Source organism: Pseudoalteromonas nigrifaciens, from assembly GCF_002221505.1.
GTDB lineage: Bacteria > Pseudomonadota > Gammaproteobacteria > Enterobacterales > Alteromonadaceae > Pseudoalteromonas > Pseudoalteromonas nigrifaciens.
In genome coordinates this window covers 1,161,206-1,175,774 of record NZ_CP011036.1, presented here as the reverse complement: position 1 = coordinate 1,175,774, position 14,569 = coordinate 1,161,206, and the positions used below count along the sequence as shown (strand labels likewise).

General features: G+C 39.5%; 14 protein-coding genes. 1 reads left to right on the top strand and 13 read right to left on the bottom strand.

Annotated elements, in window-relative coordinates:
- Positions 1-1,022 precede the first annotated feature (1,022 nt).
- A complete protein-coding gene (locus PNIG_RS05625) occupies positions 1,023-2,588 on the bottom strand; it encodes a BCCT family transporter (protein ID WP_089367978.1) in 1,566 nt (521 codons plus the stop codon).
- 569 nt (positions 2,589-3,157) lie between these two features.
- A complete protein-coding gene (locus PNIG_RS05620; RefSeq protein ID WP_011327756.1) occupies positions 3,158-3,511 on the bottom strand; it encodes a YkgJ family cysteine cluster protein in 354 nt (117 codons plus the stop codon).
- Positions 3,512-3,863: 352 nt separating this feature from the next.
- Between PNIG_RS05620 and cysZ the strand changes: the two genes are divergently transcribed.
- Positions 3,864-4,577, top strand: coding sequence for a sulfate transporter CysZ (gene cysZ / locus PNIG_RS05615; RefSeq protein ID WP_172459247.1), 714 nt, complete (start codon positions 3,864-3,866; stop codon positions 4,575-4,577).
- Positions 4,578-4,649: 72 nt separating this feature from the next.
- On the opposite strand, the gene rlmM is transcribed toward cysZ, so the two are convergent.
- The 11 genes from rlmM to hemA all read right to left on the bottom strand — a co-directional run bounded on the left by rlmM (position 4,650) and on the right by hemA (position 14,533).
- Complete coding sequence (gene rlmM, locus PNIG_RS05610) at positions 4,650-5,735, bottom strand: 23S rRNA (cytidine(2498)-2'-O)-methyltransferase RlmM (protein ID WP_011327753.1); 1,086 nt, start codon at positions 5,733-5,735, stop codon at positions 4,650-4,652.
- Positions 5,736-5,744: 9 nt separating this feature from the next.
- Positions 5,745-6,113, bottom strand: coding sequence for a DUF423 domain-containing protein (locus PNIG_RS05605; protein ID WP_041454382.1), 369 nt, complete (start codon positions 6,111-6,113; stop codon positions 5,745-5,747).
- Positions 6,114-6,132: 19 nt separating this feature from the next.
- On the bottom strand, positions 6,133-6,762 hold the full coding sequence (locus tag PNIG_RS05600; RefSeq protein ID WP_089367977.1) for an alpha/beta family hydrolase: 630 nt from the start codon (positions 6,760-6,762) through the stop codon (positions 6,133-6,135).
- A 1-nt stretch (position 6,763) separates the two neighbouring features.
- A complete protein-coding gene (locus tag PNIG_RS05595; protein WP_011327750.1) occupies positions 6,764-7,660 on the bottom strand; it encodes a transcriptional regulator GcvA in 897 nt (298 codons plus the stop codon).
- 110 nt (positions 7,661-7,770) lie between these two features.
- The gene (gene kdsA / locus PNIG_RS05590) at positions 7,771-8,625 is read right to left on the bottom strand and encodes a 3-deoxy-8-phosphooctulonate synthase (RefSeq protein ID WP_011327749.1); all 855 of its coding nucleotides are present in this window, start codon (positions 8,623-8,625) and stop codon (positions 7,771-7,773) included.
- A gap of 9 nt (positions 8,626-8,634) precedes the next feature.
- A complete protein-coding gene (locus PNIG_RS05585; protein ID WP_011327748.1) occupies positions 8,635-9,888 on the bottom strand; it encodes a DUF819 family protein in 1,254 nt (417 codons plus the stop codon).
- A 14-nt stretch (positions 9,889-9,902) separates the two neighbouring features.
- Positions 9,903-10,733, bottom strand: a complete 831-nt coding sequence (locus PNIG_RS05580) for a tetratricopeptide repeat protein (RefSeq protein WP_011327747.1) — start codon at positions 10,731-10,733, stop codon at positions 9,903-9,905.
- Positions 10,734-10,881: 148 nt separating this feature from the next.
- The gene (locus PNIG_RS05575; RefSeq protein WP_011327746.1) at positions 10,882-11,256 is read right to left on the bottom strand and encodes a SirB2 family protein; all 375 of its coding nucleotides are present in this window, start codon (positions 11,254-11,256) and stop codon (positions 10,882-10,884) included.
- 83 nt (positions 11,257-11,339) lie between these two features.
- Entirely contained in the window at positions 11,340-12,179 is an 840-nt protein-coding gene (gene prmC / locus PNIG_RS05570) for a peptide chain release factor N(5)-glutamine methyltransferase (protein ID WP_086997954.1), read from the bottom strand.
- A 5-nt stretch (positions 12,180-12,184) separates the two neighbouring features.
- On the bottom strand, positions 12,185-13,270 hold the full coding sequence (gene prfA, locus PNIG_RS05565; RefSeq protein ID WP_011327744.1) for a peptide chain release factor 1: 1,086 nt from the start codon (positions 13,268-13,270) through the stop codon (positions 12,185-12,187).
- Positions 13,271-13,276: 6 nt separating this feature from the next.
- The gene (gene hemA / locus PNIG_RS05560) at positions 13,277-14,533 is read right to left on the bottom strand and encodes a glutamyl-tRNA reductase (RefSeq protein ID WP_041454381.1); all 1,257 of its coding nucleotides are present in this window, start codon (positions 14,531-14,533) and stop codon (positions 13,277-13,279) included.
- Positions 14,534-14,569: the final 36 nt, after the last annotated feature.

Genomic DNA, 14,569 nt, shown 5'->3' with positions numbered 1-14,569 from the left:
TTATTTAAGCTGCTATATTGGAGCTATGAAAACATATATTTTTTTATTTAATTATATTATTTGTTTGGGGAGCTTCGCCCTAAAATTCCCCGCTTAAGCGGACGCTTCTCTGCGTCCATCTGTTTCACAGAATTTACTATTAATTTTTAATTTAACTTTTAATTTAGGCCATTCTCGGCAAGCTTTCTATCGCCTAGATTAAAGTGAGATTTAAATATTACTGTGTTTTTATTATCAATATTATTTATGCGCTATTGTTTAGCGTGTGGCAAATTTGGTTATTAAATACAGTAAAAGCATAAAGTTTCTTCGTTTAGTTTTAAGCAATATAAACGAAGATCAGTAATTATTTAATCTTATTAAAGGAGGTGAATAGCCGATTGATATTGTTTCTTTAATTTTTAGTTTACTAAAAGCAGAAGTAATTAATTTGTTATTTATTAATAGGTGATGATATGTCTAAAAATGATATGAAAAAACCACAGTTATCGTTAAAAGAAAAACGTAAGTTAAAACAAGAATCGAATACAACAGAAGTAGCAAAGCCAAGGAAAAAGAGAAAGGCTTAAGTTACTTTAAGTAACGCTAACTTTTAATGTTATTAGCTATGCCTTTAATTAGGCAAATAAAGTGAGCTGCGGTGGTTATTTACGATGAAGCCGAACGTGGATCAGCCGGCTTATCGGTAGAAGGAAACTAACCCCGCTCCACTTTTAATGCGAATAATTTATAAGTAACTAACGTTTATTTTCGACAAAGTCTGGAGGTAACTTACCTTGATTGTTGTTAGGTTTTTAGTTTGTGAAAAAAGCATTTTAAATTAATCTATTATTTATTGTTTAGGTGGTGAATATGTCTAAAAATGATAAGAAAAAACCCGCTTTATCGTTAAAAGAAAAACGTAAACTGAAAGAATCAAATACTGTTGAAGTTGCAAAACCAAGAAAGAGAAAATCTAAGTAATAACAAAAAAGGGCGCCAATAATATTGGCGCCCTTTTTTATGCTCTAATATAAGCTGTATTATTTATATAAACCTTGCTCAGTAGCCATTTTTTTCGCAATTTGTGGGGCCGTCCAAAGTGATGGTAACAACACAAAAGACACTGGTACGGCGGTTACTACAATAAACGACTGCAATGCAGAAATACCACCTGAACCTATCGAAATTAATATTGCTGCCATAACTCCCATCATAATGCCCCAAAACACTCTAATGGGTGTTTGCGGATGATCGTTACCCGTCATTACCATAGATACCGAGTAGGTCATAGAGTCACCCGTGGTTGCTACAAATATTGTGGTTAAAATTAAAAACAACACCGATATAACAAAACCCATAGGCAGCTGCTCAGTAATGGCCAACAGCGCAGCGGGTAAATTTAAGCCCGCAAAGGGTTCTGAAATAACACCCGGGTTTGCTAACTCAAAAAATATTCCTGAACCACCCACTATCGTAAACCAAAAACAAGTAATAACAGGAGCAATTATTGAGATAAGCGTGATCATTTCACGAATAGTACGGCCGCGCGAAATTCGTGCAACAAACATAGCCATTAAAGGTCCGTAACCTAAAAACCAGCCCCAAAAGAATACTGTCCACCAGTCTAACCAAGCGGTATCGGCACGAAAGGTGGCCATAGGAATAAAGTTATTAATATAAAGCCCAAACGAATGAATATAGCTATCAAAAATAAAGGCTGTAGGCCCCATCAGCAAAATAAACAGCATTAACGCCACGGCTAAAATTACATTAAAGCGACTGAGTAATTGAATTCCTTTAGTAACACCACTTACGGCAGATAGAGTATAAATTGCAATTAAACTAAACAAAATGGCCACTTGAGTGGTGTAAGTATCTGGAATACCAAATAGTTTTTCTAAACCAAAGCTTACTTGCAAGCCTAAAAAGCCAATAGGGCCTACCGTGCCTGCTACTACAGCTATAACACAACACGAATCGACAATAGCACCAAATGCGCCTTTCATTACGCGATCGCCAAATACCGGATACAACAAAGTACGCGGCTTAAGCGGTAAACCTTTTTCGTAATGTAAATGCATATACACTATGCCAGTCAGGCTGCCTAAAATAGCCCAGGCTAAAAAACCCCAATGCATAAAGCTTTGCGCTAAAGCATTAAATGCAGCCTCTTTAGTGCCTGATTCACCACCAAAAATTGGCGGCGGCGAAATAAAATGTGCCATTGGCTCAGCAGCAGCCCAAAACACCCCGCCACCAGCAAGGAGTGTACACATAATAATGCTGATCCACTTAAAGGTAGTAATCTCTGGCTTTTTTAAGCCACCTAATACCACTTTCCCGGTACGTCCAAAGGCTAAAAACAACCCAATTATAAAGGTCGAAAGCAATAATATTTGCCAAAAGGCACCAAACGTTTTAGTAGAAAAAGCAAAGGCGGTATTGATCCAACCCGACATCAAATCAATATCATAAAGTGCTAGCACAGCAAATAGCACAAGGATGCCACCACTGATTAAAAATACCGGTATATCAACCCCTGCCAAATACTTTATTGTAGATGAATGCTCATCCTCATGTTGTTTTGTTACTCCAGTGGTACTCATTTATCGTCTCCTGATGGATTTTTAGTTACCGACATAGCGACATACCACAACACCCACCCTAAATACGAAATTACACAATGAAGCGACGCTAATCAAAAGGTTAAATTATCTTTCGATCTTGCTTTATTTCGAGTTTAGAAAATGCCATAACAAATATCTTAACTGCCAATTTGTGAATATTTTACCCTTTTCAGCAACCTAATCCAACGGTACTCTAATTATTAATAGTGAATTTACACAATAGCAAAGCCTTGCTTACAGCTATTTTTAATAATAAACAAATATAAAACAACAATTTTGAAGGGGCTAGGCAAACAGAAATGGCAATATAAATAAAGAGATGCAAAAGTACTGCGATAAAAAAAGGTACATAAGGCTAAGTATATTAATAGTCAAATGCATAATTAATCTCGTAATAAGTTTAATATGTATTGATAGTATTTTTGTAAAATAACTAAGAGAGTGTTTGGAATAAACTTATTGATGGTTTTTAAATTATTAGCAACGCGTATAACACACATAAAAAAAGCGCTTAATAAGCGCTCTATTACTTTAATAAATACCGATACTTACACCAATACTTGACGCGTATTTGCTATAAAGTGATGTACTTCACGCTCAATTTTAGGGTCAACAGGCTCATCTGGTCGACGATCATTCGGGCAAGGCATTCTTGGCGTAGTACCAAATAAGCGACAAATTAATGGACGCTCGTCATATACAGTGCAGCCATTGGGACCAAGATGTACACAATTGAACTCGTTTAACGCCGCTTCATGCTCAGCATCTGTTTTTACCGGTAAGCGCGACATTTCCTCTGAAGACGTTGTTACTGGCCCGCAGCAGTCGTGGCATCCTTTTACGCATTCAAACGCTGGAATATTAGCGCGTAATCGTAAAATTACTTCCTGATTTTTGTACATCACTATTTATACCCTTTATTTTTGCAACGCACTGACGCGGCAACTTTACTAATTTCTCCACAACGCATCAAAGCGATGCCTAAGCCTAGAGTGGCTAGATCAGCTATAGTACGCTTTGCACTGCCCAAAAATCAAGCTAAGTTAGCATTTAGTTACGCCATAGCGCTAATATACACAGCTTATAAACTAAATATTATTTATTAAGCAGGATGAATAAAGTAGTAAGCTGGCCGTTGTTATTATTTTACTTAAACACTTTGTTACCTAAAAATACTGTTTAAAATTACTCAGCTATTTATACTAGTGCAAATGAAAAATATTTTTTGAGGTAGTTGTGCAGATCATACAAGGTATGGAGTATTTTTTTTCGGGTTTTAAATTAATTACTCAAAAGGGATTAAAGCGTTTTGTGTTTATTCCGTTGTTAATTAATATTTTACTTTTTGGTAGCTCGTTGTTTTTTTTATTTGGCTGGTTAAGCGACAGTTTTAGCTACATAAATAATATGCTACCCGAGTGGTTAAGCTGGCTTGAGTGGTTAATGTGGCCCATTGCCCTGTTAATAGTGCTGTTTAGCTACAGTATGTTATTTACTGTAATCACAAACTTTATTGCCGCACCTTTTAATGGTTTACTCAGTGAAAAAGTTGAGTTGCATTTAACAGGTCAAAAAATTAATGATGATGGCTTTGCTGAGTTATTAAAAGATGTGCCACGCATGCTTGGCCGAGAGTGGACAAAACTTTGCTATTACCTTCCCCGCGCCATTGGCTTTTTTATATTGTTATGGGTGTTGCCGGTTATAGGGCAAATACTGTGGGTGCTTTTTTCGTGTTGGATGTTTGCCGTGCAATACCAAGATTACGCGTTCGATAATCATAAAATCAGCTTTAAGCAAATGAAAACCGATTTACAAAGCAAGCAAGGTTTATCGTACGGGTTTGGTTTTGCAGTAATGTTGCTAACAGCCATTCCGTTGGTAAATTTAATTGTAATGCCTGTTGCTGTTTGTGGTGGCACCAAATTATGGGTTGATAACTTTCGCAGCCAATACCGAAATCAATAATATGAAATAAAAAATGGGTCACTTGACCCATTTTTGATTTAACCTTAACTCTGGTTATTTACTAATTCATCATTAGCTATACAAGCTTTGTGGCACTTTGGTCACATTTAAGTGCACGGTCACTTCCTCACGATCATGATATAAATGCTTAGCTTGTAACTCGTAGCTTATACCGTATTTTTCCAGCTCTGCTCTGATCATGCTTAAGCACTCGTAAACACTATCAAAGCGTTTTTTCATTGGCAGCTTTAAGTTAAAAATAAGCTCTTTAGCATATGCATTTACTGCCCAATCAATCATTAGGCTGGTTACTTTAGTTGGCTTTTCTACCATGTCGCATACTAACCAAGTAATGTTGCGTTTTTCTGGGCGATATTTAAAGCCATCGGCCCTAAAGTGCTTTACCTGCCCTGTTTGCATTAAATCATCGTTCATTGGGCCATTATCTATCGCGCTTACAAACATACCACGGCGCACTAACTGATAAGTCCAGCCACCTGGACACGCCCCTAAGTCAACACTGCGCATTCCGGCTGCAACGCGTGACTCGCGTTGTTGTTCTGGAATAAACACATTAAATGCTTCATCTAATTTTAAAGTAGAGCGGCTTGGCGCATCACTTGGCATACGTAAACGTAAAATACCCATAAAAAATGGCGAGTTATTAAAGCTATACGAGTAACCGACATAAGCGGTGTTGTTAGTTAAAAACAGTACATGCATTACTGGGCGGTTTGCTTTTGGCTCGCGCAGTACAATATTACGTTTTTCGAGGGCTTTTTTAAGGGGCGTTGATATTTTTTTACAAAAGGTTAAAAGCTCTTTGCCTTCGTTGGTATCGGGGGTTTCTACACGTAGCTCAGAGCACAAGGTAAAATCTTTAGCAGCCTCTACAACCGCCCCTACACGATCTTCTACTGGCATGTTTTCGATCAGCGTACCAGCAAACCATTGACGAGCAAACACCATGTTTTTAAAATCAACTTTTTTAATTATTTCGTCGCCATGCTGCGCGTCAAAACACTCATAAATAACATAACCGGTATTTGGTTTTGCTTTAACATAACCGGCAAAACCTTGCTCGGCAGCGTGGAACGTTATTTCAGCAGCGGCATCGTTTTCAAACCCACTACGACAGTAAATTACAACACTAGACATATTAACCCTTTAAAACTTAAATCGTGCAACTTGCACTAAAATAACAATCCAACCAATAATAAAGCATAAACCACCCAATGGGGTTATTGGGCCTAGCCACTTCATACCTGTTATGGCAAGTAAGTATAAACTGCCACTAAAAAGCAGTGTGCCCGCAATAAAAAAACCGCCAGCCCAATTGAGGTTAATACCCCACTTAATTAACACCGCCACAGCTATAAGCGCTAATCCATGCACCATTTGGTACTCAGCTGCGGTTTTAAACACACCTAATGAGTACTCCGACAGTCGGCTTTTTAAACCGTGGGCGGCAAACGCCCCTAGCATTACCGACAGCATACAAAAAAAGCTCCCGGTCATTAAAAATAATTTAATCATTTATTACTCTCTCGAATACTTATTTAACAATGCATTTTATAAAGCGCACAGCACTTTGTACTGCAGTTGCTCGATTTTGCGCCTCACTAACGCCACTTTTTTTACGCGGTTTTAGTGAATGGTCGCCATCGGGTAGCCAGCAATATTCTGGTTGCTTGGGCATTAACATAGTAGCTAGCTCCTCACGAGTACCAAACGTATCGCGCTCACCTTGTAATACCAAAAATGGGCAGCCTATATCAGCAAAGTGATCGGTGCGTAGCTTTTCAGGCTTGCCTGGCGGATGAAACGGATAGCCAAACGCTAATACACCTAAAATAGCATGCTCGCTAGTACAGGCAAGCATTGACGCCATTCGTCCCCCCATAGATTTGCCACCAATAAATAACGGCAACCCTGGCTGTGCATGGCTAAGTATTTGCTCATAGTAGCTAAGCAATTTAGGCGCGCGATCGGGTGGGCGGCGTTTATTGGTTTGTTTCGCTATTTGCATATATTCAAAATCAAATAAACCAACATCAATCCCTTGCTCACTAATGAGTTGTGCCATATTTTGCATAAACTCATGGTCGCTACCTGCCCCTGCACCATGGGCAAAAATAAACTGTGCTATAGCTGGCTGCTGTGTATTTTTAAACCATTCAATCATATTAATACTCTTGTTCTTGCTCTACTAAGCTCAGCATCCATTCTTTAAATGACACTATTTTACCCATTTCAGTTTGCGACTCGCGCAGCACTAAATAATAAGCGTTTTTACTCTCTAAACTATGATTAAACGGGATCACTAATCGTCCGGCGTCAATATCGGGCTTAGCGAGTACACTATTGCCTATAGCCACACCTTGGCCATGTACTGCGGCTTGTAACACCATAGATGAGTGACTAAAAATGGGCCCTTGGTTAACTTGCACATTACGTACACCGGCGGTTTTCATCCATGTTTTCCAATTTTTACGTGTGGTGTCGTGCAATAAGGTATGGTGCGCTAAATCACTGGGTTGATTAAGTGGCTTAATGCCATTTAATAATAGCGGGCTACATAGCGGCACTAAATACTCGGTATGTAACTTAAAAGTTTGCACCCCACTCCAATGCCCACGGCCATAATAAATAGCAACGTCGACATCGTCGGTTAAAGAGTTTTCGTCTAGATCTTGCGCTTTTATTCGCACGTCTATTTCTGGGTGTAACTCATTAAATAAACTTAATCTGGGCACTAGCCACTGAATCGCAAAGCTTGGCGTTAAGCTTACCGTTAAAGAGCCTTTCGCACCTCGTGCTAGTAATTTTTCGGTGGCGTCTATTAGTTGGGTAAATATTTCTTTTATATCGAGAAAGTAACCCTGCCCTTCTTCGGTTAATAATAGCGAGCGGTTTCTGCGTATAAATAGCTTTAAGCCCAAATGTTCTTCTAATGTTTTTATTTGATGACTTACAGCGGCTTGCGTTACATATAGCTCTTCTGCAGCTTTGGTAAAACTTAAATGACGTGCTGCTGCTTCAAAGGCTTTAAGCGCGTTTAATGGAGGGACCCGTCTTGACATGATAACCACGCTTTGAATTAGTTTTTCTTATGCATGGAATTATATATTTAAGGTGTAAAAAAAGCGACCTTAGTCGCTTTTTAAATATTACCTAATATATAGGTTATAAATTATAAATCGCTGGCACTGGTATCAAGCGGTGCGAAGCTTTTAATTAAATCATCTACAGCTTTCATTTGCGTCAAGTAGCCTTCTAATTTACTCAATGCTAGTGCACATGGGCCATCGCATTTTGCTTCATTTGGATTTGGGTGTGCTTCTATAAATAAGCCCGCAATACCAAGTGCCATACCACTGCGGGCAAGCTCTGCTGCTTGGGCGCGACGACCATCAGCCGAATCTGCACGGCCACCTGGGCGTTGTAGTGCATGGGTAGCATCAAAAATAACAGGTGCCATTACTTTCATGTCATCCATGCCGAGCATATCAACCACTAAGTTATTATATCCAAAGCTTGAACCACGCTCACACAGTGCCACGTTGTTATTACCTGCTTCGTTAAATTTAGTAATAATATGGCGCATTTCGTGTGGGGCTAAAAACTGTGGTTTTTTTACATTTATAATTGCGCCGGTTTTTGCCATAGCAACAACCAAATCTGTTTGGCGGGCTAAAAATGCCGGTAACTGAATAACGTCAACTACTTCAGCAACAGGTGCTGCTTGATGTGGTTCGTGTACGTCGGTAATTAACGGAATATTAAATGTTTTTTTAATTTCTTCAAATATTTTTAAACCCTCGTCTAAACCCGGGCCGCGGTAAGAGTTGATTGATGAGCGATTAGCTTTATCAAACGACGCTTTAAATACATAAGGGATATTTAATTTAGTGGTTACTTCTACGTAATGCTCTGCAACACGCATGGCTAAATCACGAGACTCTAATACATTAATACCGCCAAACAATACAAACGGTTTGTTGTTTGCAAGTTCTATGTCATTAATTTTAATAATTTGGTTGTTCATTTTTATTCCTTATGGTGCAACTGCTTGCATCATTAATCCACAAATATAAGCCATATAAGTACCTACGCCATAGCCAAGTACCGCTAATAATACACCTACAGGAGCAAGCGACGGGTGAAATGCAGCGGCAACAACGGGTGCAGATGCCGCGCCGCCTACGTTGGCTTGTGAGCCTACCGCCATATAAAATAACGGTGCTTTAATTAGTTTAGCTACAATTAACATTAAGCTCGCATGGGTAAGCATCCATATAATGCCAATTACAAAATACATTGGTGTTTCAAAAATCGCCGTTATATTCATGTGTAAGCCGATTGATGCAACCAAAATATACAAAAATGTAGAAGCAACTTTCGACGCGCCAAACGATTCTATATGGCGTACTTTAGTAAACGATAAACTAATACCAATAGTGGTTGAGATCACGATTAACCAAAAAAACTTACTGTTTAAGCTGTACTCTTGTGCCCATGGGAAATTAGCACCAAAGTAAGGGCCTAAAAAGTCAGCACAAAAATGTGCCAAGCCGGTAATACCAAAGGCAATGGCAATAATCATCATATAATCGTTAAGCGTTGGCATGCGCGCATGCTCAGCATGATATTTTTCAACCCGGTTTTTAAGATCTTCAATGGCGCTGGTATCGGCACCTGTTCTTGCATCAATGGCTTTATGATTAGCTGCCATTAATAATAAAACGGCCATCCATAAGTTAGCAACAATGACATCTACCGTCACCATGGCCGAAAATATATCACCGCCAACTTCAAACATTTCTTTCATTGATGCTTGATTAGCACCGCCACCAATCCAGCTACCTGCTACTGTGGTCATACCGCGCCATACGGCATCGGGGCCATGTCCGCCAATTGCTTCTGGGTACACTGCACTCATAATTAAAATAGCTAAAGGGCCACCAATAACAATACCAGTAGTACCGGTTAAAAACATAATGAGTGCTTTGGGGCCTAAGTTTATAATGGCTTTTAAATCAATACTTATAGTCAGCAGTATTAAACACGCTGGCAATAAGTAGCGTGACGCTACGTAATATACGTTTGATTTATTACCATCAACAATACCAAAGGTATTAAGTAATGAGGGCAAAAAGTAACATAACAGTAAAGCGGGTACATATTTATAAAATGCTTTAAAACCTGGGTGCTGGCTGTTAGAGGTTTTAAACACAAACCCTAAAATAATAGCCAGTAAACCAAGTACCACAGCATCGTTAGTAATTAATGCAGTTTGGGCTTCAACCATAGTTATTCCTATTTTTAATGGTGAGTTTTATTATTATTGTCTTCTAGTTCTTCTATTTGGTGTTGAATAATCTCTATTGCAGGATCGTCTGGGCATTCATCTACAAAAAACTGTAAATCGTCACGTGCCATTTTAGGGCAACCTAATTGATTGAGTAAATACCCTCTGTCGCGTCGCTCATAAGGGTCGTCACCAATTATATCCATCAGCATTTCGACGCAGTTTAACGCATGACCAAATTTATTTTCGCTAATAAACGACCACTTTTGCTGGGCTAAAAATAATTTATATACTTCGTCGTCAAAAATAAGCTCAAGTGGCTCTTGCTCTTGGGCATTATCTTCATCAACGTTTTCAGGAATGATATACCAGCTTTGTTGGCCGCTGCTTGGCTCAATGGTATAGCCTTCTTCATCACTCATAGCTACATGTATACCAATATCACCTTGGGTAATACTTACACAAGCGTCTAGTTTGGCATGTTGTAAAAAATGGCTGAGTAAAATAGCAAGTGTTGTTGGTGAACCACTGCGCATAGTTAATGTATAGCTTATGCAATTTAATTTGTACTCTGGCACTTTTAAGCTAGAAGCACTAAACAGCCATTCACTATAAAAGCGATCTAATAGCTTATCTAAACGCACATGCTCGTCAGATGTTTGCAGACACAAAGCATCTATTTCCTGTTCAAAGGAAGTTAAAATTTCATAGCTAGGCGTTAAGTCAATCTGAGGGTCCCATTTAGATTCGGCTTGAATACAACGATAAATCGCCGGTGGCAAAAAATCATCATAAGCTTCATCAAAATAAGAATCATCGTGTTCATCAAACCCGAGGGTGGTCATTCATACTACAACATTTTAGAAAACGAAGGCGTAGTTTACTACTTTTTAAGCTAGATACCAATGTAGAGGGGCTTGAATGTGAACTTATGTTTAGAAATAGTTGAGCTTTGTACACAATTATACAAAGCTCAATTGGGCTAATTATTACTTATAAAAGCAGTGCCGACTTAGCGGTTGCTAAATAACCGATAGCTAAAATAACCAAAGTGTTAAAAATGGTATATGCTACTTTTGGTGCTGTTTTTGTTTGTTTTGAGCTAACAATACCAACGGCAATATAAATAACCACTAGCACTATCTTTTCTAGTAACCAATATTGCTCAAACGGATTAATTTTAGCGATCCCCATTAGCATTAATGCTGAAACAAGTAACAAAGTGTCTATGCCGTGGCTGCCAATAAACACCAGTTTATTTTTTGCCAACTTACCACTACCCATGCGTGAAAATGAGCGTACATAAAATAAAATTACACTCAACATCGCAATAGCCATGTGTGAATGTTTAACTGCTAAATAATCCATAGTTTTAATACTTCTGTTTAGTTAAATGTTTTTATTTTTAAAAACGAATAAGCAGTGCAAATATTACACTGCTGTAATTTAGTTTAAGAGCACTGTGCAAGTGTAACGCGATCGTTATTGCCTAAGTCTTTCACTGTTTTAATATTTATAAACCCCATTTGTGCAAAAAATTGGCTAACCGCACCACTTTGCTCAAAACCATGTTCGATCAAAAGATAACCTTTAGCGTGAAGATAGTCACGTGATTGGGTAATTATTTGTTTTATATCAGCCAGTCCATCATCATCTGCAACAAGTGCTGAGAGCGGTTCAAAGCGCACATCACCTTGCTTGAGGTGTATATCGGTTGTTTCTATATACGGCGGATTAGATACAATTAAATGAAACTTTTCGCCATTAAGCGCGCTAAACCAATTACTTTGCTTTACTTGCACATTATTAATGGCTAATCGCTGCTGGTTACGTGTAGCAAGTGCAACAGCATCAGCTACTCTATCTACTGCGGTAATTTGCCAAGTGGGCATTTCGCTCCCCAGTGCTAACGCGATTGCGCCAGTCCCTGTGCCTAAATCGAGCACCTTTGCATTACTTGGCACCGCCATTTCAAGCGCTTGCTCTACTAAGGTTTCGGTATCTGGACGCGGTATTAAAGTGGTGGCATTAACCTCTAGCGATAAACTCCAAAATTCACGTTGCCCTGTAATATGTGCAACTGGCTCGCCATTTAAACGCCTTTGGCAAAATGTATCAAATTGCTGCTGTTGCTCTGTACTAAGCGTGCTTTCTGGCCAAGTAAAAAGATAACTGTGAGGTTTTTGCAATATATGCAGTAGTAAAACTTGCGCGTCTAATTTAGCGCTTTCGCTGCTAGGTGCTAATAAATTAGCGCCTGCAGCAATTGCTTGTTCGAGGGTTTGGGTCACTATTATTACTCATCGCCCATGGCCGCTAGTAAGTCGGCCTGATGCTCTTGCATTAATGGCTCTACAATACAGCTTAAATCACCGGCTACCACTTCGTTTAAGCGATATAGGGTTAAGTTAATACGGTGATCGGTAATACGACCTTGTGGATAGTTATAAGTACGAATACGCTCAGAGCGATCGCCACTGCCTACTAAGTTACGACGCTCAGAGGCTTCTGCTGCATCGCGCTTTTCGTCTTCAGCTTGTTGCAAACGCGCTGCAAGTACCGACATAGCTTTAGCACGGTTTTTATGTTGCGAGCGCTGATCCTGACACTCTACAACCACACCGGTAGGTATATGGGTAATACGAATAGCAGAATCGGTTTTATTTACGTGCTGACCACCCGCGCCTGATGCACGAAACGTATCAACTTTAAGATCGGCCGAATTAATTTCAATTGCCTCAGCTTCTGGTACTTCAGCCATTACCGCAACCGTACACGCAGAGGTATGAACTCGACCTTGCGATTCGGTTTCTGGTACACGTTGTACACGATGCACGCCAGATTCAAATTTCAGCTGACCAAAAACGCCTTCACCACTAATATTAGCAATTATTTCTTTATAGCCGCCGTGCTCACCTTCGTTGGTGGTCACCACATCTACTTTCCATTTTTTAGTTTCGGCATAACGGCTGTACATTCTAAATAAGTCGCCGGCAAATATAGCCGCTTCGTCGCCACCAGTGCCCGCTCGCACTTCTAAATACACGTTATTATTGTCTTTAGGATCTTTTGGCAGCATTAATACTTGAATTTCATCTTCTATGGTCAGTATTTGTGCTTTAGCTTCTTTGTATTCTTCTTGCGCCATTTCACGTATATCTGGGTCTGAATCTTTCAGCATTTCTTCTGCGCTTATTACATCTTGTTGCGCTTGTTGGTAGCTTAAAAACGTTTTTACTACCTCTTCTAAATCTGAGTATTCTTTAGAAAGTGCACGAAAGCGGTTTTGATCACGAATGACCGATGGGTCGCTTAGTAGCGCTTGTACTTCTTCATAACGCTCAACTAAGATTTCTAACTTATGATAAACGGATTCTTTCATTAACTGCTATTCCTGATCAATACCTAACATTTTTTTCAATTGGTTTAACTGAGCCACTTCACCTTTTTTCGCTGCATCTTGAATAGCACGGGTAGGCGCGTGCATTAAGCGGTTGGTTAACTTATTGGCCAGCTCTAAAATAACTTTTTCGGCATCTTTACCTGTATTGAGCTGACTCACTGCTCGCTCTACAAGTTCGGACTTTATTGTTTGTACATCGTTTCGATAGTGGCGAATTAAATCCACCGAATCGAGTGAGCGTATCCACATTAAAAACTCTTTAGTGCGCTCGGTAATAATAACTTCAGCCTGCTCAGCGGCTTCTTCTCGGGCACTCATATTCTCGCTAACAATGGTTTGTAAGTCATCAACAGAATATAAATAAGCATCGTCAAGTTCACCCACTTGGCTTTCAATATCGCGAGGAACCGCAATATCAATAAACAACATAGGCTTATAACGACGCTGTTTAAGTGCTTGCTCCACCACACCCTTACCAATAATAGGCAGTGTGCTGGCGGTAGAACTAATAACAATATCGGCTTTATGTAAACGCTCAGGTAGCTGAGCAAGTGCAATTACATCACCCGATACTTGATCCGCTAAACTACGTGCACGCTCAAGGGTTCTGTTCGCAACCGTAATGTTTTGCGGCTCATTTTGGTACAAATGTTTGGCTACTAGCTCAATTGTTTCACCGGCACCAATGAGAAGTACATTGGTTTTATCGAGCTTGCCATAAATATGTTTAGCTAAATTAACCGCCGCATAAGCAACCGACACTGCACTGGCACCAATGTTGGTTTCAGTACGTACTTGCTTAGCAACTGAAAACGTTTTTTGAAATAATCTATCAAACGTCACGCCCACAGCATTATGAGTTTTAGCACTGTTATACGCTTGCTTTATTTGCCCCAAAATTTGCGGCTCGCCCAGTACGAGTGAATCTAGGCCACAGGCTACGCGCATTAAGTGATTTATAGCATCACTACCTTCATGGCAGTAAATGTTTTTACTCAGTTCATGTTCATCCAAACCATGGAAACTAGATAACCACTGCAACAGTGTTTGGGAATTTTGCTGTGCAAGGCTACAATACACTTCAGTTCGATTACAGGTGGAAACAATCACTGCCTCATTAAAATGGGCGTGGCCACTTAATTGCTGTAGCGCCTCTGAAATTTGCTCAGGGGAAAAAGCCACTTTTTCACGTAATTCTACGGGAGCGGTTTTGTGATTAATACCAAGTGCGATTATGGTCATATTTGCCAAATATTGATGAGCCCTACTTTAAAGGCC

What these genes read in the sequence shown, in the direction of transcription:
- PNIG_RS05595 (WP_011327750.1), bottom strand. Translation starts at nt 7,660, where the DNA reads ATGTCAAGACGGGTCCCTCCATTAAACGCGCTTAAAGCCTTTGAAGCA.
- PNIG_RS05620 (WP_011327756.1), bottom strand. Translation starts at nt 3,511, where the DNA reads ATGTACAAAAATCAGGAAGTAATTTTACGATTACGCGCTAATATTCCA.
- kdsA (WP_011327749.1), bottom strand. Translation starts at nt 8,625, where the DNA reads ATGAACAACCAAATTATTAAAATTAATGACATAGAACTTGCAAACAAC.
- rlmM (WP_011327753.1), bottom strand. Translation starts at nt 5,735, where the DNA reads ATGTCTAGTGTTGTAATTTACTGTCGTAGTGGGTTTGAAAACGATGCC.
- hemA (WP_041454381.1), bottom strand. Translation starts at nt 14,533, where the DNA reads ATGACCATAATCGCACTTGGTATTAATCACAAAACCGCTCCCGTAGAA.
- PNIG_RS05625 (WP_089367978.1), bottom strand. Translation starts at nt 2,588, where the DNA reads ATGAGTACCACTGGAGTAACAAAACAACATGAGGATGAGCATTCATCT.
- PNIG_RS05585 (WP_011327748.1), bottom strand. Translation starts at nt 9,888, where the DNA reads ATGGTTGAAGCCCAAACTGCATTAATTACTAACGATGCTGTGGTACTT.
- PNIG_RS05575 (WP_011327746.1), bottom strand. Translation starts at nt 11,256, where the DNA reads ATGGATTATTTAGCAGTTAAACATTCACACATGGCTATTGCGATGTTG.
- cysZ (WP_172459247.1), top strand. Translation starts at nt 3,864, where the DNA reads ATGGAGTATTTTTTTTCGGGTTTTAAATTAATTACTCAAAAGGGATTA.
- prfA (WP_011327744.1), bottom strand. Translation starts at nt 13,270, where the DNA reads ATGAAAGAATCCGTTTATCATAAGTTAGAAATCTTAGTTGAGCGTTAT.
- PNIG_RS05580 (WP_011327747.1), bottom strand. Translation starts at nt 10,733, where the DNA reads ATGACCACCCTCGGGTTTGATGAACACGATGATTCTTATTTTGATGAA.
- PNIG_RS05600 (WP_089367977.1), bottom strand. Translation starts at nt 6,762, where the DNA reads ATGATTGAATGGTTTAAAAATACACAGCAGCCAGCTATAGCACAGTTT.
- PNIG_RS05605 (WP_041454382.1), bottom strand. Translation starts at nt 6,113, where the DNA reads ATGATTAAATTATTTTTAATGACCGGGAGCTTTTTTTGTATGCTGTCG.